This window comes from Gemmatimonadota bacterium, from assembly GCA_009692115.1.
GTDB lineage: Bacteria > Gemmatimonadota > Gemmatimonadetes > Gemmatimonadales > GWC2-71-9 > SHZU01.
The window spans coordinates 199,728-223,264 of sequence record SHZU01000005.1; the positions used below are offsets into that span (position 1 = coordinate 199,728).

Annotated in this window: 23 protein-coding genes and 1 pseudogene; 13 read left to right on the forward strand and 11 right to left on the reverse strand. The window is 65.9% G+C overall.

What is annotated here, in order from left to right; translation table 11 throughout:
* Positions 1-6: 6 nt before the first annotated feature.
* Positions 7-1,869 (reverse strand): dehydrogenase, encoded by a 1,863-nt coding sequence (locus EXR94_08120; protein MSR02689.1) that lies wholly within the window; start codon positions 1,867-1,869, stop codon positions 7-9.
* A gap of 128 nt (positions 1,870-1,997) precedes the next feature.
* Between EXR94_08120 and EXR94_08125 the strand changes: the two genes are divergently transcribed.
* Genes EXR94_08125 through EXR94_08135 form a run of 3 tightly spaced genes read left to right on the forward strand, consistent with a single transcriptional unit; the run spans position 1,998 to position 4,324 of the window.
* Positions 1,998-2,798 (forward strand): hypothetical protein, encoded by an 801-nt coding sequence (locus tag EXR94_08125; protein MSR02690.1) that lies wholly within the window; start codon positions 1,998-2,000, stop codon positions 2,796-2,798.
* A 10-nt stretch (positions 2,799-2,808) separates the two neighbouring features.
* Positions 2,809-3,861, forward strand: a complete 1,053-nt coding sequence (locus EXR94_08130; protein MSR02691.1) for a hypothetical protein — start codon at positions 2,809-2,811, stop codon at positions 3,859-3,861.
* 13 nt (positions 3,862-3,874) lie between these two features.
* Positions 3,875-4,324 (forward strand): hypothetical protein, encoded by a 450-nt coding sequence (locus EXR94_08135; protein MSR02692.1) that lies wholly within the window; start codon positions 3,875-3,877, stop codon positions 4,322-4,324.
* On the opposite strand, the gene EXR94_08140 is transcribed toward EXR94_08135, so the two are convergent.
* The 8 genes from EXR94_08140 to EXR94_08175 all read right to left on the reverse strand — a co-directional run bounded on the left by EXR94_08140 (position 4,325) and on the right by EXR94_08175 (position 12,160).
* On the reverse strand, positions 4,325-4,798 hold the full coding sequence (locus tag EXR94_08140; protein ID MSR02693.1) for a hypothetical protein: 474 nt from the start codon (positions 4,796-4,798) through the stop codon (positions 4,325-4,327). It lies immediately after the preceding gene.
* Positions 4,799-4,808: 10 nt separating this feature from the next.
* Positions 4,809-5,369, reverse strand: a complete 561-nt coding sequence (locus tag EXR94_08145) for a hypothetical protein (GenBank protein MSR02694.1) — start codon at positions 5,367-5,369, stop codon at positions 4,809-4,811.
* A 7-nt stretch (positions 5,370-5,376) separates the two neighbouring features.
* A complete protein-coding gene (locus EXR94_08150; protein MSR02695.1) occupies positions 5,377-5,859 on the reverse strand; it encodes a hypothetical protein in 483 nt (160 codons plus the stop codon).
* The gene (locus tag EXR94_08155) at positions 5,856-7,217 is read right to left on the reverse strand and encodes an aspartate aminotransferase family protein (protein ID MSR02696.1); all 1,362 of its coding nucleotides are present in this window, start codon (positions 7,215-7,217) and stop codon (positions 5,856-5,858) included. Before EXR94_08155 ends, EXR94_08150 begins: the two co-directional genes overlap by 4 nt.
* Complete coding sequence (gene ggt, locus EXR94_08160; GenBank protein MSR02697.1) at positions 7,217-8,869, reverse strand: gamma-glutamyltransferase; 1,653 nt, start codon at positions 8,867-8,869, stop codon at positions 7,217-7,219. Before ggt ends, EXR94_08155 begins: the two co-directional genes overlap by 1 nt.
* Positions 8,870-9,054: 185 nt before the next feature.
* On the reverse strand, positions 9,055-9,312 hold the full coding sequence (locus EXR94_08165; protein ID MSR02698.1) for a cytochrome P450: 258 nt from the start codon (positions 9,310-9,312) through the stop codon (positions 9,055-9,057).
* Positions 9,313-9,323: 11 nt separating this feature from the next.
* Positions 9,324-11,084, reverse strand: coding sequence for a CocE/NonD family hydrolase (locus EXR94_08170; GenBank protein ID MSR02699.1), 1,761 nt, complete (start codon positions 11,082-11,084; stop codon positions 9,324-9,326).
* Between the two features lie 20 nt (positions 11,085-11,104).
* The gene (locus EXR94_08175) at positions 11,105-12,160 is read right to left on the reverse strand and encodes a Glu/Leu/Phe/Val dehydrogenase family protein (protein MSR02700.1); all 1,056 of its coding nucleotides are present in this window, start codon (positions 12,158-12,160) and stop codon (positions 11,105-11,107) included.
* Between EXR94_08175 and EXR94_08180 the strand changes: the two genes are divergently transcribed.
* The 10 genes and pseudogenes from EXR94_08180 to EXR94_08225 all read left to right on the forward strand — a co-directional run bounded on the left by EXR94_08180 (position 12,053) and on the right by EXR94_08225 (position 21,973).
* Positions 12,053-12,832 (forward strand): ArsR family transcriptional regulator, encoded by a 780-nt coding sequence (locus EXR94_08180; GenBank protein MSR02701.1) that lies wholly within the window; start codon positions 12,053-12,055, stop codon positions 12,830-12,832. The two genes, EXR94_08175 and EXR94_08180, sit on opposite strands and share 108 nt — an antisense overlap.
* Positions 12,829-14,046 carry a cytochrome P450 gene (locus EXR94_08185; GenBank protein MSR02702.1) on the forward strand — a complete coding sequence of 406 codons (1,218 nt, stop codon included), beginning with the start codon at positions 12,829-12,831 and terminating at the stop codon, positions 14,044-14,046. Before EXR94_08180 ends, EXR94_08185 begins: the two co-directional genes overlap by 4 nt.
* 8 nt (positions 14,047-14,054) lie before the next feature.
* Positions 14,055-14,279, forward strand: a complete 225-nt coding sequence (locus EXR94_08190; GenBank protein MSR02703.1) for a ferredoxin — start codon at positions 14,055-14,057, stop codon at positions 14,277-14,279.
* A 14-nt stretch (positions 14,280-14,293) separates the two neighbouring features.
* On the forward strand, positions 14,294-15,121 hold the full coding sequence (panB, locus tag EXR94_08195) for a 3-methyl-2-oxobutanoate hydroxymethyltransferase (protein MSR02704.1): 828 nt from the start codon (positions 14,294-14,296) through the stop codon (positions 15,119-15,121).
* On the forward strand, positions 15,111-16,238 hold the full coding sequence (locus EXR94_08200) for a membrane dipeptidase (GenBank protein ID MSR02705.1): 1,128 nt from the start codon (positions 15,111-15,113) through the stop codon (positions 16,236-16,238). Before panB ends, EXR94_08200 begins: the two co-directional genes overlap by 11 nt.
* Positions 16,085-17,515, forward strand: coding sequence for an MFS transporter (locus EXR94_08205; protein MSR02706.1), 1,431 nt, complete (start codon positions 16,085-16,087; stop codon positions 17,513-17,515). Before EXR94_08200 ends, EXR94_08205 begins: the two co-directional genes overlap by 154 nt.
* Before the next feature lie 56 nt (positions 17,516-17,571).
* Positions 17,572-18,017 (forward strand): annotated as a pseudogene (locus EXR94_08210) (hypothetical protein).
* 37 nt (positions 18,018-18,054) lie between these two features.
* The gene (locus EXR94_08215; protein ID MSR02707.1) at positions 18,055-19,479 is read left to right on the forward strand and encodes an amidohydrolase; all 1,425 of its coding nucleotides are present in this window, start codon (positions 18,055-18,057) and stop codon (positions 19,477-19,479) included.
* A 44-nt stretch (positions 19,480-19,523) separates the two neighbouring features.
* Entirely contained in the window at positions 19,524-19,973 is a 450-nt protein-coding gene (locus EXR94_08220; protein MSR02708.1) for a hypothetical protein, read from the forward strand.
* A complete protein-coding gene (locus tag EXR94_08225; protein MSR02709.1) occupies positions 19,967-21,973 on the forward strand; it encodes an FtsX-like permease family protein in 2,007 nt (668 codons plus the stop codon). The genes EXR94_08220 and EXR94_08225 overlap by 7 nt, the downstream gene beginning before the upstream one ends.
* A 5-nt stretch (positions 21,974-21,978) precedes the next feature.
* On the opposite strand, the gene EXR94_08230 is transcribed toward EXR94_08225, so the two are convergent.
* Entirely contained in the window at positions 21,979-23,094 is a 1,116-nt protein-coding gene (locus EXR94_08230) for a DUF5009 domain-containing protein (GenBank protein ID MSR02710.1), read from the reverse strand.
* A gap of 29 nt (positions 23,095-23,123) precedes the next feature.
* Positions 23,124-23,447 carry a hypothetical protein gene (locus tag EXR94_08235; protein ID MSR02711.1) on the reverse strand — a complete coding sequence of 108 codons (324 nt, stop codon included), beginning with the start codon at positions 23,445-23,447 and terminating at the stop codon, positions 23,124-23,126.
* Positions 23,448-23,537 lie beyond the last annotated feature (90 nt).

A 23,537-nucleotide genomic window follows, 5' to 3' on the forward strand; every position in this document is an offset into this window, starting at 1 on the left:
CTCCGCTCAGGGCCGCTTGACGCCGAACGCGAGCAAGGCGTTGCCCGGCGTCTGGCCGAACGCCGCATACCCGGAACTGACGAACACCATCCCGCCCGCGATCGTCGGACCAGGGCCATCAATCGCGCCGCCCCGCGCCGCGACGCCGTTGACCGTGGTAAGCTCTCGCACGGTATCGAAGGCCCAAAGCAGCCGGCCGTCATCGGCCGCGTAGGCTCGAAGACTTCCGTCGAGCCCCCCGGCAAACACCGCCCCTGGCATGGCCGCCGCCGCCGCGGAGAATGCGGCGAAGCAGCCGGCGCGCGCTACGCAGGGCGGGGCCGGTTGGCTCCAGAGCACCGCCCCCGTTGTCAGATCGAGCGCGTGAAGCCCCGGCCGGGCCTCTCCAACCGGATCGATCCCGGTCAGCCGGTCGGACACCGGCGCAAAGACCCTCCCCTCACCCGCCACCACTCCCCAGTGGATTCCGCCTAACGCTCCTCCTCGGCCCACCCGCGCCTGCCACACCACCGCACCCCGGTGGTCGGGGTCGAGGGCGTAGACGACGCCGAGCTTCTGGCCGACGACGAGGATCTCGCGTCCGTCGGGCAGGGTCGTAAGCAAGGGCGCTTGGCCGAAATCGACATCGGGCCCATGCGCCGTAGGGCAGTTGGCGCCCTTCCGGATGCCGCAGGCCATGTTGTAGGCGTCGTCCGCGGTGGCCTGGAACGACCAGACCAGTCGGCCGGTCTGGAGGTTGAGGGCCAGGATCGCATCGCTGGTGGGGCTCGTCGGGCGGGTGTAGTTCTCGCCGGTGCCGACGTAGAGCAGGCCGCGGCGGGCGTCGACCGTCGGGCTCGACCAGATCGGAACCCCGGCGGGTCCGAAGATCGGAACCCCGGCCGAGGTGGTGCCGACTTCCTTGGCGTCCTCTTCGATGGCGCGATGGCGCCAGACCACCGCACCCGTCACGAGGTCGAGCGCGACGACCGCGCCCGACGACGTGCAGCACCGGTAGACCGGGTTCCCAGCGGCCACCACCTCCATCGAGGAGACCGGCACGTAGACCAAGCCCCCGTGGACCACCGGCGATCCGGTGATGTTCGACGACGGGTGATCCCCCACTCGCGTCTTCCAGCGGGGCGTACCGGTAGCGAGGTCGAGCGCCACCACGGTGGTCCGGAAGTCGGCGGCGATCGCGGTCCGCTGCCCCATGTCGTTAGGCGGAGAAATCGCGACAACGCCCTTGACCGCCGCCTCGCCTTCGAAGACCCACTGGATGCAGCCGGTCGTGAGGTCGAGCGAATAGATCTCGCCGAATTGCCCCCCAACTAAGATCTGGTTGCCGGCCACGCTCGGCTGGGACCGGGTCACGGTCCCGTCGGGAAATCCGAACGCCCACCGGAGCTCGAGGCCCGGCACGTCGGCCGCCCGCAATCCGGCTTGCTCGGCGGTTCGAAAGCCGGTTCCGCTCGGCGAACCGCCCCAGGCGGTCCAATCGAGGGCGCTCGCGGCGGACGTCGGGCCAAGGGGCCGGCCACAGTAGGCACTCGCGGGAAAGGCAGCCGGCGCCACCGGCCGGCGGCTGAGATACTCGGCCACCGCCCGACGGTCCTCCTCGGGAAGGGCGGCCCCCACTTCGCGCATCGCGCCCTGCGTCAGCGTGGCGAGGATGGCTCGGGCGGTCATGGCGTTCAACGACGTGGAACGGGGCGCCCGGACCGAGCCGTCGCCATCGTGACAACCGGCACACTTGTCGCGATACACGACCTGGCCCCGCGTTTGGGCCGGCGCCAACGACGCGTCACCAGCCGCCACGACGGCGATGATCGCGATCAGCCGCAAAGCGAGCAAGGACGTAGGGGCCACCTGGTAGGGGACTCCGCTCAACCTAGAGCCAGAAGCCGATCACGACAAGCAGGGCTTCACGAGAACGGCCCTGGCGACTTCCCCGGTTCCGGGCCAACTTTCCAGCCATGCAGACAGCCCCCTCCAGAATGACCGTGGTTTCCTTGCTCCTGGCCTCGATCGCGTCTGCGGCGGGTGCCCAACGGGTTGTCTTCCCCCGGACCGCCTCGGGCAAACCGAATCTCAACGGAATTTGGCAGGTCCTCAACACCGCGAACTACGATCTCGAAGCCCACTCAGCCGGACCGGCGCTCGCGATGCGGCCCGGGCCCGTGGTGCCGGTGCCGGCCAAGGCAGTCATTGCCTTCGGCGCGGTGGGCGCGATTCCATCCGGACTCGGCGTCGTAGTCGGGGGCGAAATCCCGTATCTCCCGGCGGGGCTGCTGAAGAAGAAGGACAATCAGGAGCATTGGTTAACCCGGGACCCCGAGATCAAGTGCTACCTCCCGGGTGTGCCGCGGGCCACCTACCTCCCGTTTCCGTTTCAGATCTTTCAAAGCGACAAGGCCTTCCTCATCGCCTACGAGTTTGCCGGTGCGGTGCGGAACGTCTATCTCAAGGATCCCGGCCCGGCCGAAGTCGACTCGTGGATGGGGCTGTCGGTCGGCCACTGGGAGGGCGACACCTTTGTAATCGAGGCCACCGGGTTCAACGACCAGAGTTGGTTCGATCGGGCCGGGAATCATCACACCGAGGCGCTCACGGTCGTCGAGCGCTATACGATGACGACGCCCTACCACATCCAGTACGAGGCCACCATCGAGGATCCCCAGACGTTTTCCAGGCCCTGGACGATTCGGATGCCGCTCTACAAACACGTGAACCCCGATCAGCGGCTCGGCCAGTTCAAGTGTGTTGAATTCGTGGAGGAACTGCTCTACGGCCACCTTCGGAAGAACCCCACCCAGTAAGGGAGCCGCGATGCACCAGCTCACCCCTCGTCTCGCTTTGCTGATCGTCGCGATCAGCCTCGTCTATGGTGTTCCGGCCGGGCATGCCCAAGCGCCCAAAGCCGCCGCCCGGTCCTGGAAGACGCCGCGCACTCCCGACGGCCGGCCCGACCTCCAGGGCAACTGGACTAACGGGACCATTACCCCGATCGAACGGCCGAGCGGCCAGGAGCGGGCCCTCACGGCGGAGCAGATGGCACGGATCGAGAAGATCCGGGCCGACACCATCGAACGCGCCTTGAAGCCGAGCGACCCCGATCGGGTGGCACCGCCGAAAGGCGGCGACGGCTCGGTTGGCGCGGCCGGTGGTGTGGGCGGCTATAACTATCTCTGGATCGACGCCGGAGACCGGGTCGCCGTCGTCAACGGTGAGTTCCGAAGTTCGTTGGTCGTCGACCCGCCGAACGGCAAGATTCCGGCCCTTACCCCTGACGGCCGGGCCCGAATCGGCGCGATCATGGGGCGGGCCCGCCAGTTCGGGGAGTATGACAACCCCGAGAACCGCCCGCTCGCGGAACGCTGCATCATGTCGTTCGGCTCAAACGCCGGTCCGCCGATGCTGCCGAACTATTTCTACAACAACAACTACACGATCGTGCAGACCAAGGATCACATCATGATCCTGACGGAAATGGTCCACGACGCCCGGATCATCCCTCTCGGCGACCGGTCCCGGCTTCCGGCCCACATTCGGCCATGGATGGGCGATTCCCACGGCCGCTGGGTGGGCGATACCCTGGTGGTCGAAACGACCAACTTCCATCCGTCGCAGATTTTTCGGGCCACCAACGAAAACCTCAAGGTGATCGAGCGGTTCCACCGGGCCGATCAAGGCACCATCCTCTATCGGTTCACGGTGGATGATCCGGCTACGTACACCGCGCCGTGGAGCGGTGAGGTGCCGTTTACAGCGCTCAAGGAACAGATTTACGAGTATGCCTGTCACGAAGGCAACTACGCCCTGTCGAATGTGTTAAGCGGTGCCCGGGCCTTGGAACGGGAAGCCGCGAAGAAGTCTCCGTAACAAGGACGATCCGATGCGAATCTCTCCGACGGTCATTGGGGCCGGTATCCTGCTCGCCGCCGTGGCCGCGCCGCTCGTGGCTCATCATGCGTTTGGCGCCGAGTTCGATCGCGCTGCGCCGATCCGGCTCCAAGGGAAAGTGGTCAAGCTCGAATGGGTTAACCCGCATGCCTGGATTCACATCGACGTGAAGAAACCGGATGGGTCGGGTGAGGTGTGGATGGTCGAGGGCGGGACCCCGAACACGCTGCTCCGCCGCGGGCTCTCCCGGCAATCGTTGACCTATGGGACGGAATTGATCGTGGACGGCTACCAGGCCAAAGACCACTCGCTCAAGCGGGCCAACGGCCGGGATGTAACGCTCACCGACGGCCGGAAGTTCTTCATGGGGTCGTCGGGCACCGGAGCGCCTGCGGATGGCCGGGACAAGAACGAGGCTCCGCCGAAGACGCCGCCTCGCTGATCAGGACGAGAAGCCGATCCACCGGCCGGCGGCGGCGACGGTGAACCAGAGTAGCATCGAGGTTGCCCCGGCCAGCCTGGTTTGGGGCGAAGTGGCGGCGGGGGGCCGCTTCGCGATCCACCGCCTAACCGCGATCGTAAACCCGACAGCCACCGGCAGCGTGGCCATCTTGACCCAAAACGACGGGTTGTAGTAGCACTTCACCGCCTCCGACAAAAACAACGGCACCCCCGTCAGGATCATGGTGGTTACCCCCGCGACGACCCAACGCCGGGTCGATCGGGCCAGTTCGGCGATCGGTTCCGACCCGAGCATGACGCCGACCAGTCGGAGGTCGAGTATCAACACCGCTCCGCCTAACAGACTCAAGCCGAGGAGGTGAATGGCCTCGATGACCGGGAAGAGCCAGACCGAGGTTCGGACCGTCTCGCCGATGAAGGTGCCTTCGCACCACTGAAAGAATGCCAGGCCCATGGCGTCGTTCCTACTGAGCCGGGGGTTGGATCACACACCCCGCGATCCAGTTGATGAAATCCGATTGCGGCTGGATGTCGCAGTCGAACCAGTTATAGGCAATCAGGCGTCCAGCCACCACGATGCCGGCCCACGAGGCGAGCGACACGATCGCGGCGATCCGGGCGGCCCGGGGCGTGACCGGATCGCGGCTCCACTCCGAGACCCGGCGATGAACCCGCGAGTGGAACAGCCAGATGTTGATCGCAACCACGGCCAACAGCACCACCTTGATCCGGAAGAACACGTTCTGGTAGTAGTGCGCCGGATTGGCGTAGAACAACAGCATCCCGGTCAGGACCATGGCCGCGAAGCCGCCCCGGGTCCAAGGCAGCATCCGGCTGGTGAGGACGCCGACCGGCACTGGTCGGAGGGCCAGACCCAGGAGCCGGAGGTCGAGCATGATGGCGGTGCCGGCAAACAGCGCCAACGTGAGCACGTGGACCGACTCGACGAACGGCCACATGTAGAGCGACTCCCGGAGCGCGATACTCGGTTCGGTGCCGGCCAGCCATTGGAGAAACTCGAGCACCACTGGTCTACTTCCCTTGCGTCGGTGGCGGGGCCGGCTTGATCGCGTACGCGGCGTGGCAACGGCTGCAGCTCTCGTAGAGGGCGGCGCCCGCGTTGAAGACGGCGGCGGTGTCTTGTGCGGTGGCCGCCGCGATCGCCTGCCGGCCGGCTTCAACCATGGCGCGTGAGAGGACCATCCATTGGTCCCGGTCGCGGGCCCGCGGGTCCATCATCAGCAAGTTGCCTGATTCGGCGATGACCATCGCGTTGCCTCTCAAGGCCGCCCACTCCGCGGGCGTTTCCGGTCCGTAGCTGGTCGATCCGGTCGAGTCGTCCACCGTGCCGACGGCATCCCAGTAGAGATCGGCGGCCGGTTCGACCACGGCACTCATCAGCTCCTTCACGGTGGCCACCGGCAGAAAGTCGGGCCCTGAACGGCACCCCGCGAGCGCCAGGCCGAGGAGGGCCGGGCCGAGCCAGCTTGGGAGATCGGTCTTCATGGTCATCATAGGTCGGCCGCGGCGTTGAGGATCGAACGGATGGACTCTTCGACATCGGTATCAGTGGTTGCCCAGGAGGAGACGCTGATCCGCATCGCATCCCGGCCCTGCCATCGGGTGCCGCCGCACCAGCAGACCCCGGCAGCCTGGACGGCGGCAATCACCCGGTTGGTCCTGGCGTCGGAGCCGAAAGCTATCAACACTTGGTTGAGCTCGACATCGTTCAACACTTGGTGCCCGGCATCCCGAAGGACGGCCGCCATCCGGGCGGCATGCCGGCAGCACCGCTCGACGAGCGCCGCGACCCCGTGGCGGCCCAAGTGGAGGAAGGCTGCCCAGACATCGACGGCGCGGGCCCGCCGGGAGCCGTCGGGCGAGTAGTGCATCGGATCGCGAACCGCCGATGGCGGGAGATACGCCGCGGTCATGGCCATCGCGGCCCGAAGCGCCGAGCCGTCCTTTACCATGGCGATGCCGCAGTCATAGGGTACGTTGAGCCATTTGTGGGCATCGGTGGCCCACGAGTCCGCCAAATCATAGCCCTCGACCAACCCCGCGAGGGCCGGAACCGTCCGGGCCCAGAGCCCGAACGCGCCATCGACATGGACCCAGGCGTTATTCGGCTTGGCCCAGGCACAAATCTCGGCGGCGGGATCGAAGGCGCCGGTATTCACGTTGCCGGCCTGGATACAGACGATGGTCGGTCCGTCGATCCGTGGTAAGGCGCTTGGCCGGATCCGGCCTTGGCTGTCGACCGGAACCGTCACGGTTCGGGATCGTCCGAGGCCGAGCAAGCCAAGCACGCGGCGAACGGTGACATGCACCTCGTCGCCGACGATGACCGTGACGGGCGGCGCTCCGAACAAGCCGTCGTTGTCCACATCCCAGCCGGCTCGCTCGAGAACGGCATGCCGGGCGGCGGCGAGCGCCGTGAAGTTGGCCATCGTAGCCCCGACGACGAAGGCGCCGCCCGCTGTGGCCGGAAGCCGGAGCGCGTCGAGGGTCCAGCCTAACGCCACGTCTTCGAGTACCGCGGCCACCGGCGACATGGCATGGAGCGCGGTGTTCTGGTCCCAGGCGGTGGCCAGCCAATTCGAAGCCACCGTGACGGGCAGGGAACTGCCGTTGACGAACCCGAAGTAGCGTCCGCCGGTCATCGTCATCGTGGCCGGCGAGCCCACTCGGTCGAGTTCGGCAATGATCGTGGCGGGGTCGGTGCCGGCTTCCGGGAGCGGGTGGCGGAACTGCTCGAGCGCCGTGAGCGCCTCGGCGGTCGGGGCGACGCCGCGGGTCTCCAGGGATTCGCGGTAGTGGATAGCCCGCTCGGCCGCATCTTCGAGCAGGGATCGAAGCGTGGGGTCCGGCATCACCGCCCCCCCGCCATCCCGTCTTTCCGCGGATCGGATCCGGCGGCCCAACCCCGGGATAGCTTAAGGATGGCTTGCCCACCTCCGAACGCGATGCCCTTGGGGTCGCGGAGTTGATGTCCCATCGCGGTGAGTTCCCGGGCAATGGCCTCCGGCAGGTTCTCGACCGACACCGTTAGGCCGGCCAGATGACGGAACCGGGCGGCCTCGATCGCCTCCTGAGGATCCATCCCGAACTCCACTAAGTTGAGCAACACCTGCACGTGCCCTTGGGGCTGCATGTCGCCGCCCATCACGCCGTACGACAGCCACGGCTGTCCCTGTCGGGTCACGAAGGCCGGAATGATGGTGTGGAGCGGCCGTTTGTTCGGCGCCAGCCGGTTGGGATGGCCTTCGGTGAGGACGAACCCGGCGCCCCGGTTCTGGAGCATGATGCCGGTGCCCGGAATCACCACCCCCGACCCGAAGTAGCTGTAGATCGAGTTGATGAACGACACCATGTTGCCCTCGGCGTCGGCCACGGTCAGGTACACGGTTTCGCTCGCGGTCGCGATCTCGCCGGGGGCGGGGCGGTCGGCGGCGCGCCGCGGATCGATCCGGGCGGCCCGTTTGGCGAGATAGCCGCTGTCGAGGAGCGCGGCCGGTTTGACGGTCATGTAGTCCGGATCGGCCACGTACTTGGCAAGGTCGGCGTGGGCCAGTTTCTTGGCCTCGATCAGGGTGTGGAGGTAGCGGGCCGAGTTGTGGCCCATCGATTTGAGGTTGATCGGCTCCAGCATCTTGAGCATCTGGAGCGCGGCAATGCCTTGGCCGGCCGGCGGGAGTTCGTGAAGGGTGTAGCCCTTGTAGTTGACCGAGAGCGGCTCGACCCATCGGGGCGTCATGGCCCGGAGATCCTCGAGGGTCAGGTAGCCGCCCAATTTCTCGAGGCCGGTCACGAACTCCCGGCCAAGGTCGCCCCCGTAGAAGACGCCGATGCCGCCCGCGGCAATCCGACGGAAGGTCCGGGCCTGGTCGGGATTCTTGAACCATTCGCCGGGGGTCGGGGCCCGCCGGCCCTCGATCAGGTAGGTGGTTCGGGCTCCGGGATCACCGGACAACTTCTCGACCTCGGTGGCCCAATCTTGGGCAATGACCGGACTGACCGGGAACCCCTCTTCGGCCAGCCGGATGGCCGGAGCGAGCACTTCGCCTAACGTCTTGGTGCCGTATTTGGTGAGGAGGGCGTTCCAGCCGGCCAGCGCGCCGGGCACGGTGACGGCCCGGGCTCCGGTGTTGGGGGCCGTCGTCTCACCGGCGGCCACCAAGCCGGCCACGTCGACCTTTGACCCCGATTTGCCCGAGGCGTCGAGGCCAACCAGGCGCTTCTCCTTGGCCGACCAGAGGATGGCGAACATGTCGCCGCCCATGCCGGTCATGTGGGGTTCGGTGACGTTGAGCACCGCGGCCGCGGCGACGACGGCGTCGATCGCGTTGCCGCCCTGTTCGAGGATGGCGAGCGCGGCGGTGGTGGCCAGTGGTTGACTGGTGGCGACGGCGGCCCGGGGGGCGTAGACCGTCGAGCGGCCGGACCGAGTGGCGGGACTGGTGACTTGGGCCATGAGGGGCGGCACCGAGAGTGAGAGCGCGAGCAGGGTCGAGCGGATGGTCATGGGTTTGGCCGTTTGGTCGGTTTTTTCCGATACGGTGCAACGGGCGCTTGCCACGTGGCGAGCAGCAGCGAGAGCAGCGGCAGCATGACGGACTCCAGGAAATGAGAGTTCGAGACGCCGAAACCTGATTCAATGGCAGGGTGGCCACAAGGACGCGAGCCCGAATAGCCGGGCCGTCCTGGGGTTCAGCGGATCAACCGGATCGGCAGTTCCCCCCGCGGCTCCAATACGATGGATGGCTGGAGCGCTACCGGCTCGCCGATGCACTGCCGCGCGCCACCGCCGAAAGGATAGAACGCGAACCGAGGCCTGGTGGCCACCGCCGCGCCAGACCTTCCGAGATCGCCTGCGTCAGGATCCCGTCGCCACCGAAACGGTACGGGGGATAGAAGGTCGTGGCGTGGCAGAAGCGCAATGTTGGGGGATGATAATGCCGGGACCATCCCGGTGCCCGTCACCGCCGGATCGGTACCACCAGCACGCTCGGGTGGGCCCGATCGTGGAAGACGGTGATCCGCGCGGTTCGGGCGTCTCGCCGAGTTTCCTTCGCCACGACGCCCCCGGAGTTGAAGTTCTGCTGGCGTTCGGTGCCGTTCGGCGAGCGGAAGAACAGCCGGAGCCGGCTCCCCCTCGCGATCCGGCGGGCGAACCAGTTGAAGTTGGTGAGTTGGTACGGAAGCGGCACACCTGGTGGCACCAGCTTCTCCTGCCGGAGTGATTCCCGGTACCGAGCCCGGAGTTGGGCGCTCGCGAGTTCAATGCTCCGTCCGTCGGGTAAGATCTCGAACAGGGTGGCGGCGAGGTCGGTGTCGGGCACATCGAGCGCGAGCCAGATCGTGAGCGCCACGTTTCCCGCGATTTCGGTTTCCTCCCAAAACGGTTCGGTGTGGTAGATCACTCCGTTGCCCCCGGTGTTGAGCACTCGGCCCTGATCGACGAACGAGAGCGCCGAAGGATGGGTGACATCGCCCGCGGCCGGGGGATCGAGCGGGTTGTAGGTATAGACGTCGGGATCGGAGCGGTCCGGGGCCGTCGGATCGAGGCGGCCGCCGCCAAACAGGTCGGTGGCCCGGCCGCCGGTCGAATTGAGATAGAACTTCTTGGTGTCGGTAGCCACGGCCTCGAGGCTGTCGGCATAGCGCCAGAAGTCGCCGTTGGATCCGGCGACGTAGTAGGCCACCCGCTTCTCCAGGAACTCAGGCCTCGACCCAATTCCTTGGAGGGTCCAGTCGTACCAGGCTTTGTGGAGCTGGTGGATGCTGAGCAAGCTCGCGGGTCCGAACCTGACGCCGTTCACCTCGGCCGTGGGAACCCGGGTGCCGCCGTGATCCCACGGCCCGATCACCAAATAGATGTTTTGCCGGGCCTCAGGCGTCGCATGTTGGAGGAACGCCCGGTAGTGGGTCAGGGTGCCGAGCTGATCGCCGTCGTAGTGCCCGGTGATCGTCAGAATCGGCTGGGTCATTCGGGCGTATTGCGCTGGCGTAGGCGACGTGGCGTCCCAATACGGACCAGGGGTCGGGTTCGCCAGCCATTTCTGGAACACGGTCGACTGGTTGCCCGCGATGCTGTCGAGCGCCTGGAACGGGAGCCCCTCCCGGCGGAGAATCTTGGCATACCCGGCCCACTGGCCCATGTCGGCAAAAATCTGGGCCTGGGCGGTCTTCCCAGAGGTGAAGGTGAGCCACTGGGGCAGGTAGGTCGAGAAGATGTTGCCCACCATCGGGAAATCGATGCCGAGGTACGCCGGCGCGACCGGTATGATGGTGGTGAGGTGGGGCGGCAGTTCCTTGATGGTGGCCCATTGATCGAACCCGCCGTACGAGCCGCCCCACATCCCGATCTTGCCGGTGCTCCACGGCTGGGCGGCAAACCACTCGACCACATCATGGCCGTCCTTGGCCTCGTTGATGAACGGTTCGAAGGCGCCCTCGGAGTTGCCGCGACCCCGGACGTCGACCGCGGCGAAGGTGTAGCCGTCGCGGGCCATTTCCATCGCGAACTTGTGGTAGGTGTCGCCGATGTAGGGGGTCAGGGTAAAGACCACCGGACCGGGCGTCGTGACCCCCCGCGGACGATAGATGGTGGCGTTCAAACGGATGCCGTCGCGGAGCAGAATCTTGACACCCCATTGAATCTCGACTTCCCGATCCTGCGCCGCGGCGGGACTCGCGACGATCGCGCCAGCGAATACCAGCAGTGTGGCCAACCGCATGTGGTAGCTCCATTCGAGGGTCAGGTCTTGATCGCCGCTAGTCTCCGCTCCACCATCCGCCGTGCTGCCTCGACCGGGGACTCTCCTCGGGCGGCGGCATCCTTGAAGATCCCGGTGAGCCGGGCGTCCATCTGTTGAATCGCGAGCTCGATCGCCTCGAAGGTGGCCCCTTCGTCCACCATCGCGAGCGACACCGCGCCGGCGCCGTTGACTACGTAGTCCGGGGCGTAGAGGATGTTCCGCGCCACCAACCGAGGCCCGTCCTCTGATGCTCGAAGCTGGTTGTTGGCCGCGCCGGCCACGACCCGGCACCGGAGTTTCGGAATCGTCGTTTCGTCGAGTGTCGCGCCGACTGAGCAGGGGGCGTAGATGTCGCAGGCCGTATCGTAGACCCGGTCGGTCGGGACCGTCTCCGCCTTGAGCTCCGCGGCGAGCGCCGCGACCTTCTCGGCGTTGATGTCGTTGAGCAGCACCACCGCCCCGCCCTTCGTGAGGTATCGAGCCAATGGCGCCCCCGTGTCGCCGCCGCCCTGAACGAGGACCCTCACCCCGCGGAGGTCGTCGGACCCCGTGACGTGCCGCCATGCGGCCCTCATGCCGACGAAGACGCCTAACGCCGTGTAGATCCCGGGGTCGTACGGGGCCTTGATCTTCCAGTCGTAGCAATGGACGAAGCGGGTGACCGTCGCGAGAAGCGCCATGTCGGCGGGCGTGGTCCCGATGTCCGGGCCGGTGCCGTACCGTCCGTTCAACGAATCGATCATCCGGCCAAACCGGAGCAGGAGGGCGGTCCGGTCCGGGCCGGCCACCGGCTTGGAGAGCGCGATGACTGCTTTGCCGCCGCCGTAATTCACGTCGATGGCCGCCCACTTGTTGGTCATCCCCTCAGCGAGCCGGATCGCGTCCCACAACCCTTCCTCGGGGCTCCCGTAGACCTTCATCCGGCAGCCGCCCACCGAGCGGGTGCCATGGGTGGCGTGAATGGCGATGAACATCCAGGCGTCGGCTTCCCGGTCGTAGCGCACCACCACCTCTTGGCCGGGCCAAGCCTTGATCAGATCGGTCCACGTGGTCATGTCGGGAGGTGCCTCTCTTGCGGTGTTGAAATTAGGCGCGATATTCCAACCATGTCAAGCAGAGCCCGGACCCGGCCCTACTCGATCAAGCGGCGCGACCAGATCGCCGCCCTCGAATCGGCGGTCCGCCAGGAAATCGTTGATACCATCCAGGCCGCCGGCCCCCTGTCGGCGCCGGAGGTGTCGACGCTGATGGGCCGCCCGGCCGATGCCCTCTACTACCATCTCAAGCGGCTGGTGAAGGTCGGCCTGTTGGTGGTCAAAGCCACCCGCCGGACCGGCCGCCGGGATGAGGCGGTGTACGATCTGGCCGGGCATCCGCTGGTGCTCGACTATCCGGTCAAGGTCGCAGGGCACGAGGATCCGCTCTCCCGGTTGGTGCGGTCCATGCTCCGGACCGGGGAGCGGGATTTCCGAGCGGCCGTCGGAACCGGCCAGGCCCGTCCTGACGGCGATCGCCGGAATCTCTGGGCCGGCCGGCGCCACGCGTGGCTCTCGCCCCGGGATCTCGAGCGGGTCAATGGATTAGTCGACCAATTGGTCGCGATCATGACCCGGGCCCGGAAGCCGGCCACCGGCGAGCTCTGTACCCTGACGCTGGTCCTCGCGCCCCGGGTGTCTCGAGCCGGCCGGCGCCCGCCTCGTTCTCCCTCGAACCGGAAGGCCGCATGAGCGACCATGGCGACGATCTGTTCGCTCCCAGCGTCATTGCCGATCCCTACACCTACTTCGGGCAGCTTCGCGAAACCGATCCAATTCACTGGAATGCCCGTTCCGAGCTCTGGATTATCACCCGGTACGACGACTTGGTCTGGTTGGTCCGACATCACGAGCTGTTCTCGTCCGCGGTCATCAGGTCGGACCAGCGGCCGCCCTACCCGCCGATCGACCCCGAGGACCGGGGGCTCTTCGAGGAGGTTCGCCACTTCCGGTCCGATCAGTTGGTGGAAAAAGACCGTCCCGATCACACCCGGATGCGAGAGGCGGTGCACGAGTACTTCACCCCGACGGCCATGGAGGCGTGGCGCCCGTTCGTCCGGACCGCGGTGGCTGAGTTGCTCGACGAGGTGGCCCCGAAGGGCAGGATGGATGTGCTCCAGGTGCTGGCCGCTCCGCTCCCGGTCCGGATCATCACGCACATGATGGGCGTCCCGAACGAGGACCGCGAGTACCTTCGCGAGCTGGCGGGCAAGCTTCTCTATATCAATCGGGGCGAACCGTACCGAATGAAGCCCTTGATGGAGGGCATCCGGGCCATGATGGCGTACGTCGAGCCGAAAGTTGGGACCCGGGCGGAACACCCGGAGAATGATTTCATTTCGGTCCTGGCCACGGCCGAGCAGGCGGGCGTCTTTACCCGCCATCAAGTCTTGGTCAACACCGCGCTCCTGTTGTTTGCCGGCCACGAGACCACCATGAACCTGATTTGCAATGGGACGCTGGCGCTGCTCCGCCATCCGGAGCAATGGGCCAAGCTCTGTGCCGACCCCGCGGGTCTGACCCGGCTCGCCACGGAGGAGTGTCTCCGTTACGATCCGCCGGTCAAATCGACTCAACGCATTGCCGCGGCCGATGTCGAGCGTCACGGCAAACAGATCAAGAAGGGCGACCGGATCCGGTGGATCATGGCCGCAGCCAATCGCGATCCGCGGGCTTTTACCGATCCCGACCGGTTCGACCTCTCCCGGAGCCCGAATCCGCATGTATCGTTCGGATCGGGGATCCATTACTGCCTTGGCGCCACGTTGGCTCGGGTCGAGGGGCAAGAGGTGTTTCGGGCGCTGGCGGAGCGGTTTCCGAATCTCCGGCTCGACACCGATCAGCTCGAGTATCAGCCGAGCGTGCAGTTCCGGTCGCTCAAATCGCTCCCGGTGGCGTGGAGCTAGGATTCGACATGACCCGAACCCTTCGCATTTCGGTCGATCATCGCTGTTGTGTGGGGAACGCGCAGTGCGTCAACCTGGCGCCGGCGGTGTTTCGTCACAACGAGAACGTCCAGTCGGAGGTGGTCGATCCGGCCGGAGCGCCCGAGGCCGTGATTCTCAAGGCTGCCCGGTTCTGCCCCACCAGCGCGATCCGGGTTGAAGACGCAACCACCGGTGCCGTGTTGTTTCCCTGACCAGGTAGATCCCAATGGCCGAATATCTCTCCGACTCCCGGAAGCGCGTCACCACGCTCGATTTGGTGCAGATGAAGCGGAAGGGGCAGCGGATCGTCATGATCACGGCCTACGACGCCTTGTTCGGCGCCTTAGTCGACGCCGCTGGAGTCGATGTCGTCCTGGTTGGTGATTCGGTGGCGCCGGTCCTCGCGGGTGAGGAGACGACACTTCCCGCCACGGTCGAGCAGATGATCTACCATGGCCGGATCACCCGGCGGGGAGTCAAGCGAGCGTTGGCGGTCGTCGATCTCCCGTTCTTGAGCTACCAGGTGTCGATTCCGGACGCCATCGCCAACGCCGGACGGATCCTCAAGGAAACCGGAGCCTCGGCGGTCAAGCTCGAGGGTGGCGCCTCGTGGGCTCCGACCATTGCCGCCTTGGTCAACGCCGGGATCCCGGTCATGGGCCACTTGGGATTCACGCCGCAGTCCGTCCACCAGCTAGGCGGCTTCAAGATCCAGGGCAAGCAGGCCGATGGCGCCCTGCAATTGGTGGAAGACGCCAAAGCCTTGGAGCAGGCCGGCGCCTTCGCCATGGTGCTCGAACTGATGCCGGGCCCGGTGGCCGCCTCCGTTACGCGGGCAGTGTCGATCCCGACCATCGGCATCGGCGCCGGCCCGGATTGCGATGGCCAAGTGCTGGTGCTCCATGACATGCTGGGGTTGAACGAGGGCTTCACACCGAAGTTCCTGAAACGCTACGCCGAGCTCGGGCAGGCGGTCCGGGACGCGGTGGGCCGATTTGGCGACGAGGTGAGGGGCGGACAGTATCCCGGACCGGAGCATACCCATGGGAGTTGATCTCACTATCTCCGAGCGGGCGCGGGCCATCCACGACCGGGCCATCGTGTGGGATGCCCATTGCGATACCCTGCAGCGGTTGGTGATCGACAATGTTGACCTTGGCCTCGCGAGCACCGCACAGGCCGATCTTCCGGCGTGGCGGGCCGGAGGGGTCAAGGCCCAGGTCTTCGCGGTCTGGGTCGACACGATCTACGGCTCGACCCACGCCGCCCGTCGGGCGCTCGACCAGATCGCAGCCTTCCATCAATTTTTGGCCAAGTATCCGGATCAGGCCGGCCTGGCGATGACCGGGGCGGACGTCCGGCGGCTCGCGAGCGAGGGAAAGCTGGCCGCGATCCTCGCCATCGAGGGCGGCCTCGCAATCCAGAACGACCTCGGGCTGCTCCGGACCTACGCCCGGCTCGGCGCGACTTCGATGACGCTGACTCACTCGGCGTCGATCGATTGGGCCGACTCGTCGACCGATACGGCCCGGTGGGGCGGGCTCAACGACTTGGGCCGCGAGGTGATCGCCGAGATGAACCGGCTTCGGATGGTCGTCGACGTCTCTCACGTGTCCGACGCCACCATCGAGCAGGTCGTCGCGCAGTCGACGGCGCCGGTGATCGCGTCGCACTCGTCGAGCAAGGTGGTGTGCAACCATCCCCGGAACCTGACCGACGCATTGGCCCGCGCCATTGCCGGAACGGGCGGAGTGATCGGCATCAATTTCGTGACTGAGATCTTGGATCAGGCCTACTACGACCACGTAACGGCCAGGCGGAGTTCGGTGCTGACCCTGCTCAACGAGCCGACCAACTATCCACCGGAGGATCTCGACCGGATCGCCGCGGAGCGGCTCAAGACTTGGTTCAAAGATGTGGCGTTCCGGCCGCCGTTCGAGCGGATCATCGAGCACATCGTGCACCTGGTGAACGTGGCTGGGGTCGACCACGTCGGGATCGGCGCCGATCTCGACAGTTGCGTGATTCCGCTTCCCGAAGGCTTCGACAGCGTGCGGGACTATCCCAAGCTCACCGAAGCGCTCTGCCGGAAAGAGTTTTCCGACACCGACATCGAGAAGATTATGGGCGGGAATTTCCTCCGGGTGTTCGAATCGGTCCGGGGCGCGTGAGGAACCTCGTTCCCGGCAGGCTCTTCGTCCTGCTTTGCGCTCTCAACTTGCTCAATTACATCGACCGCCAGGCCGTGACCGGGCTACTTGAACCGATCCGGAAAGATCTTGGCGCCACCGACACAGAGATGGGATTGGTCGGCTCGGCTTTTCTGTTGACGTACACGTTTCTGCCGCCGCTCTTCGGATGGCTCGGTGATCGGATGTCGAGAACCCGGTTGCTGGCGTCGTCCGCGGCGGTTTGGTGCGTTGCCACGGCGTCGTCCGGGTTGATTGGGTCGGTGGGGCAGCTGGCGGTGACGCGGGGGTTCGTCGGAATCGGCGAAGCGTCGTACATGGCCAACTCGCCCGGGCTGATTTCCGATCTCTATCCGGCGGCACGGCGCGGGCGGATGCTCTCGATCTTTTACTCGGCAGCCCCGATTGGCGCGGCCATCGGGGTCTCGCTGGCGGGGTACCTTGCAGGACACTTGGGTTGGCGGGCCGCGTGCCTGCTCGTCGGCATTCCTGGTCTGGTGGCCGCTTTCGCGCTGTTCCGCTCGCCCGAACCGCCTCGGGGCTCGATGGACGTGGGCCCGGTCTTACCTCCCGCGCTGATCGGTGTGACTCTCCGGCAGTTGTTCCGGAACTCCGGCTACCGGCTCCTGACGCTGGCCTTTGCGGGTCACATCTTCGTGCAGAATGCGGTCGAGTACTGGCTCCCGACGATTCTCCAGCGCGACAAGGGCATCCCGATTGCCGAAGCCAACGCCACCTATGGTCTGATGGTGTTCATTGCCGGGATCGCGGGGCCGTTGCTCGGCGCCATGGCCGGGGAGTGGCTGCTCCGCCGAACGCCGAGGGCCTACAGCCTGATCGCGGCACTGGCCATCGTGGGCACGATCATCCCGCTGGTGGCGCTGGCCGTATCCCAAACTCGAGTGGTGTTGTTCGGGAGCGTTTTAGCCGAGGCGTTGTTCGGCAATGCGGCAACCGGCCTGGTGCTGGCGATCGCGATGGGACTGGTCGGCGCCGAGGTGCGAAGTACCGCCGCCGCGGTGCTGTTGACCAGTTGCCACCTGCTCGGCGATTTCATTTCGTGGCCCCTGGTGGGCGCGATGTCGACCGCGATGGCCGGCGGTCGGTTGGGCTGGCTTCGGGGCCTCGCGGAGTCGGCGGGTGTTCGGGGCTCCGATCATCTGAGCATCGCACTGGTGTCGGTTGCCGCGCCGGTGGCGCTTGCGGCCGGCATTCTCTACTTCGCGTCGGCTGGGCGTACTCTTGTTACCAAGAGTTAATGGTGTATTTTTGTTAGCGGAATCCTAACCGCAAAACTTTTGCTAGCGAAGTTTCAGTGAGGCGTGGGCCAACGGGTGTTCTTCGCACCACGGTCATCGACGGAGAGAAGGTGCGGTCGTTTCTTCCCGCCCCACTACCCCCGAAGCCGCCCTTGGCCGACTCGACAGCGTCTCCTCGCTGCTGCCGAACACCGGCCTCTTTCTCTATATGTATTTGCGCAGAGAGGCGGTCCTCTCCTCTCAGATCGAGGGGACCCAGTCGTCGCTCTCTGACCTCCTGCTCTTCGAACTGGAGGAGGTACCAGGGATTCCGACCAGCCCCCTCCGCCAGGTCGGTACCGTGGCCAAGTCTGCGCGCCTGGCCGAACCGACGGTCGCGACCGTGTTCAAGAAGATGACCAAGCTCGGTTTGGTTCGGGAGGTTACGGGCAAACGTCGAAATTGGATCTTCGGGTATGATCCGTATCTGCCAATCCTCAGTGAAGGAACCGAAGTCGAGTAGTCCGGAATGCTGAGATCACACCGTCCACGGGGGTACGATGACGCGAGCACCTATCTTTTGTGTCTTCTGGGCCGCGACGGCGTTGGCGCAGGCACCGGCCACCCTTCCGCCGGCCGAGCGACAGTTCGTAGCCGTAGATGCGCCGATCGTAGCGCTGGCCCACGTCAAGGTCGTGGATGGCACCGGCTCAGCGCCGCGTGATGACCAGACCGTGATTGTCGAGCGCGGCCGGATCACCTGGGTCGGCGCTAGTGGGTTGGCTCGGATCCCGGCTGGCGCTCAAGTCCTTGAGCTCGCTGGGCACACGGTCATCCCGGGTATGGTCGGACTCCACGACCACACGTTTTACGGTGGGGCACAGTGGCCGTATGTCCACCAGCCCGTGAGCGCGCCGCGGCTCTATCTTGCGGCGGGTGTGACCACGATCCGGACGACCGGGAGCATCGCGCCCTATCAAGATCTCATTCTCAAGCGGTCGATCGACGCCGGAGAGATGGTCGGCCCGAGAATGTACGTCACCGGTCCGTACATCACCGGCCCAGGCGGCAATCACGGCATCATGCACGAGGTCACCACGCCGGAGGCCGCCCGCCGGATCGCGGCGTATTGGGCTGCGGAGGGTGCCAGCTGGTTGAAAGTCTATGACCGGATCACCCGCGCCGAGCTGGCGGCGCTGGTGGCTGAGGCGCACAAACACGGCGTCAAGGTCACCGGCCACCTCTGCTCCATCGGTTATCGCGAAGCGGTGGAACTCGGCATGGACGCCGTCGAGCACGGTCTTTATGCCAATCAGGAGTACGATCCCGACAAGCGGCGCGATCAGTGCCCCGGGGTCAAGATGAGCGTGTTCGAGACCCTCGACCTGAACGGCGAGCCCGTCCAGGCAACCTTCCGCGACATGGTGCGGAAGCAGGTGGCCATGACCTCCACGGTGGCGATCTTCGAAGGGCTGATGGCGGACCGGCCGCCCCTCGAACAACGGACGCTCGACGCGCTCTACCCTCCGGCCAAAGAAGCGTATCTGCAGGCGCGGACCGCTCTGGCGGCGGCCGGGCCAGCGTCGTCCGGCGTGACCGAGGCCGCCTTCAAGAAGCTGCTCGGCTACGAGCTGGCGTTCGTCCAGGCCGGCGGGCTGTTAGGCGCGGGCGTCGATCCCACCGGTATTGGCGGCGTCCTGGCCGGCTTCGGTGACCAGCGGAACTACGAGCTCTTCCTCGAGGCCGGGTTTACTCCGGTGGAGGCGATCCAGGTTCTTTCCGCAAACGGCGCCCAAATCCTCGGTGCGGCGGCCGACTTCGGGACGGTGACTCCGGGCAAGTCAGCCGACCTGGTCGTCATCAAGGGCGACCCCACCATCCGCCCTGGGGATATTCGGAACGTGACCTTGGTGTTCCGGAACGGGGTCGGCTATGACTCGGCCAAGCTGATCGAGTCGGTGCGGGGGATGGTCGGGCTCCGGTAGCCGCTTGAAACCGGCCTGCTGACCAGGGGGTAGGACCCGTCCTAATGCACCTACTCCTTCAGGATCTTCGGTTTGCCGTTCGGCGCCTCGCCAAACGGCCCGGCTTCACCGTGATCGCGCTCCTGTCCATCGCCATCGGCATCGGCGCCAACACCGCGATCTTCTCCCTCGTCAACGCCACCATCTTCAGGAAACTGCCACTCGACCGGCCGGCCGAGCTGGTCGAGATCTACAAGGTGGCTCCGGGGTTTACCCACGGGCCGGTGTCGTTCCCGGACCTCCGCGATCTCGAGCGCGAAGGGGGCGAGGTCTTTACCGGGGTGGCCGGGTTCCGGCTGAGTTTCGTGGAAGAAGACGTCGCGGGCGGAGTCGAAGCGCTGCTGGCGGAGGTCGTGACCGGGAACTACTTCCCGCTGCTCGGCGTACCCGCTCTCCACGGGCGGACCCTGCTCCCGTCGGATGACGTGGTACCCGGGGTGGCCATCCCGTGGTGATGGTGTCGTATGGGTACTGGCAGCGCCGTTACGGCGGCGATCCGGCGGCGGTGGGACGAGAAATCCGGCTCAATGGCCGGCCCTTCACGATCGTTGGCGTGGCGTCGCGGGCCTTTACCGGGAGCCTCCGGGGTTTGAGCCCGGCCATCTACGGCCCCCGGATGATGGTGAACCAGTTAAACCCCTCCGATGTCAGTGACCTCGAAGCCCGCGGCGACCAGGGCGTTTTTCCCAAGGCGCGGCTCAAACCGGGCGTTTCGCAGGGCCGGGCGGCAATCGTCCTGGCGCGCCTCACCCGGTCGCTCCGGGAGCAGTATCCGGGTCCCTGGCAGCAGGACACCAAATTCGTCGCCGTCGCCACCGCCGACATCATCATGAACCCGATGCTCGATCGGGTCATCGTCCCCGCGGCGATCTTGATGATGGTGGTCGTGGGCTTGGTATTGCTGATTGCGTGCGCCAACCTCGCCAGCTTTCTCCTGGCCCAGGCCGCTGATCGGCGGAAAGAGGTGGCCATCCGATTGGCCATGGGAGCGGAGCGGGGTCGCCTGATCCGGCAGTTCCTCACCGAGGCCGCGGCAATGGCCCTGGTCGGGGGCGGGGCCGGTATCCTGCTCGCGTCGCTGATCTTGAGCGGCATCGAACACGCCGATCTTCCCTTGCCGCTTCCGATCGCGCTCGACCTCCGTCCGGACGCCACCGTGTTGGCCTTCAGCTTGATGCTCACCGTCGTGGCCGGACTGTTGTTTGGCTTGGCGCCGGCGCTTCAAGCGACAAAACCCGAGGTGGCGCCGACGCTCAAGAACGAAGGGGCCGGCGGCGGCCGTCCCAACCGATGTAACCTCCGCAACGTGTTGGTGGTCGCCCAAGTTGCGGTATCGCTTCTGCTGTTGGTGGGCTCGGCCCTTTTTCTTCGAAGCTTTCGGGCCCGGCTCGACATCGATCCCGGGTTCGGCGCCCGTCCGGCCGCCGTGATCAACGCGCAAGCCAGCCCGGCGCTCCGGGCCGGGGACCAGGGTCGCGGATTCTTCCGAACCCTCCGCCAGGAACTCCTGGCGTTGCCGGGCGTGGAGGCCGTGGGTTTGACCGGCGACCTCCACCTGAGCCCCCTCAACAACTCCCAGGCTGACGTCAGAGTTCCCGGCTTCGATCCGCCGCCGGACCGCCCCGGGCATCTCGTCTATACGACGCGGGTCGACGCGGGCTTCTTTGACGCGGTCGGCGTTCGAATCGTGGCAGGCCGAGCATTCCAGGAAAGCGACCGGGACGGGGCGCCGGTCGTAATCGTCAGCGAAGCATTCGCCGACCGCTTCTGGCCCGGACGGAGCGCGTTAGCCCAGGTGTTCCTGGTCGACACGGTTCAGCAGACCGTGGTCGGGATCGCCGCCGATGCCAAGGTCAATTCCCTCGGGGAAGACCTGACCCCGTTCCTCTATCGCTCGTACGAGCAGCGTCCGGGCTCGGGCATGGAAGTCGTGATCCGAACCGCCGGCACCGCCGATGGCTTCGTGGCCAAGGCCGTGGCCATCGCGCGGCGACTCGATCCGGAACTGCAGATCATCGAGGCCAAGACGATGGAGCGTCACCTGTCCGCGATGCTGCTGCCCCACCAACTGGCGGCATGGATCATCTCGGCGTTCGGGGCGCTGGCGCTCTTGCTCGCCTCGATCGGTCTTTTCGGGGTGGTGAGCTATGCGGTGTCGACCCGCAGCCGCGAAGTTGGGATCCGGATGGCGCTCGGCGCGGAGCCACAGGGTGTGGTCCGGTTACTGATGGGGAGCGGCCTTCAACTCGTCGTGGTGGGAACCGTCATCGGGTTGGGTCTGGCGCTGGTTGCGGGCCGGGCGCTGAGCGGGGTGCTTTACGGGGTCCAGTCGATGGATCCGGTGGCCTTCGTCGTCGCGCCGGTCGTGCTGGTCCTGGTGGCGGCGCTGGCCGCCTGGCTCCCGGCGCGCCGGGCCATTCACATCAGCCCGGTCCGGTCACTGAAGGGCGACTGACCCGCTCAGATCTTGAAGAAGATCCCCCGGCGGTACAGGAAGTAGCAAAGCCGCCACTCGAGGGCAAACACAGCCAAAGCCGTGACAATCCCCATGACGGGCGCGGGAACCCGCGCCATCGCCAGCAACCCGTTGGTGATGGCGCCAACATACCCCGTAAACCACCGATTGCCGACGATTTCGAAGAAGAGGTAGATGAACAGCGAGTTCATCCCGACCACGATAAAGAAACTAATCAGCGGCCGGCGTTTGTGGATGTCGATGGCCCAGTAGCAGGCCGCCAGTCCGAGCAGACAATATCCGCCCGACGCGAGCACGAAGGAGCTGGTCGCGATCCGTTTGATGATCGGAGTTGTGGTCAAATCGAGTCCGAAGCCCACGACGAGCCCGGCGATCCCGGCGGCCACGAGCCAGCGGACCTTCTCCAGACCCGGCTTGGAGGACAACAGCAGTTTCCCGGCGACGGCTCCCCAGATCGTGTGCGCGGTGGTTGGGAGACAGTTGATTGCGACCCAGCCGTCCGGGTTGATCTTCCCCATCAGGATCAGATCGAGGTAGTTGCCGACGTTCTGCTGATCGGTGAACGGTTGGTCGAAGCCTGGGACCCCGGCCAGCCGATAGAGGACTTCGGTCAAGACCAGCAGACCGATGCTGAACCCGATCTGCCACCGAGCTGGCCACCGAAAAATCAGGAAAGCCACCAGCAACGTGAAGGAGAGTTGGGTCAGCACGTCCCAGAGCTCGAACGACAGTCCTTGGGGCCGGACCGCGTAGTCGAGGACGCCGAAGAAGAACAACCACCCGGAGCGCCGGAGCGCCTTCCGGAGTGACGCACTCCAGCTGACGCCCAACCCGGCCTGGCGAGTCAGCGACAGCGCGAGCGCCGTCCCCGCGATGAACATGAACCCCGGCTGGATCAAATCCCAAAACCGAAGTCCGTGCCACGGGTGATGGTGAAACTGGACCGCGAACGCGTGAAACGGAGTGCCCTCGAGTTCGAGCAACCGGGTGTACAGTTGGGAGCTCTCGAGCATCAGCAGGACCATGATCAGGCCCCGCATGAAATCGAGGGACAGGAGCCGTTCCGCCGGAACCGGGGCCGGGTTCGAGTCGACCGCCATTGGTTATTCTCTCCGTTTTTCCCGCATCGTTAGTCCGGCGGCAGTCGCATCATAGCCAGCAACTTGACCAGCCTGGGATTGGGGCGAAGTCGGTCGTAGAGCAGAATCGACTCGATGCCGAGCGGAGCGATGCCTCGCTGGCTCGCCTCCGACTCGAGCACCGCCATGGCCTGACTTGGCCGCCCAGACGCGAGCCTGCCAATCACAACCGCTCCGACGACCGCGCCGGCCACGGCCAACCACCGGTGCCGCGAGGGCCGAGTCGGCCGAAGGGGAATTGCCGCCGCCGCACCGGCCCCCAAGGCGTAGCGATCCGCCAACTCTTTCTCGAGGCGCCCTAGAACGCTGGCCACGGCTCCTGGATTCCACGGGGTGGGAGAATCTGCAAATATGGCCTCGCTCGGGTCGGGCGCAAACCCAAGCGGCCCCCAACTGGGTCTGCC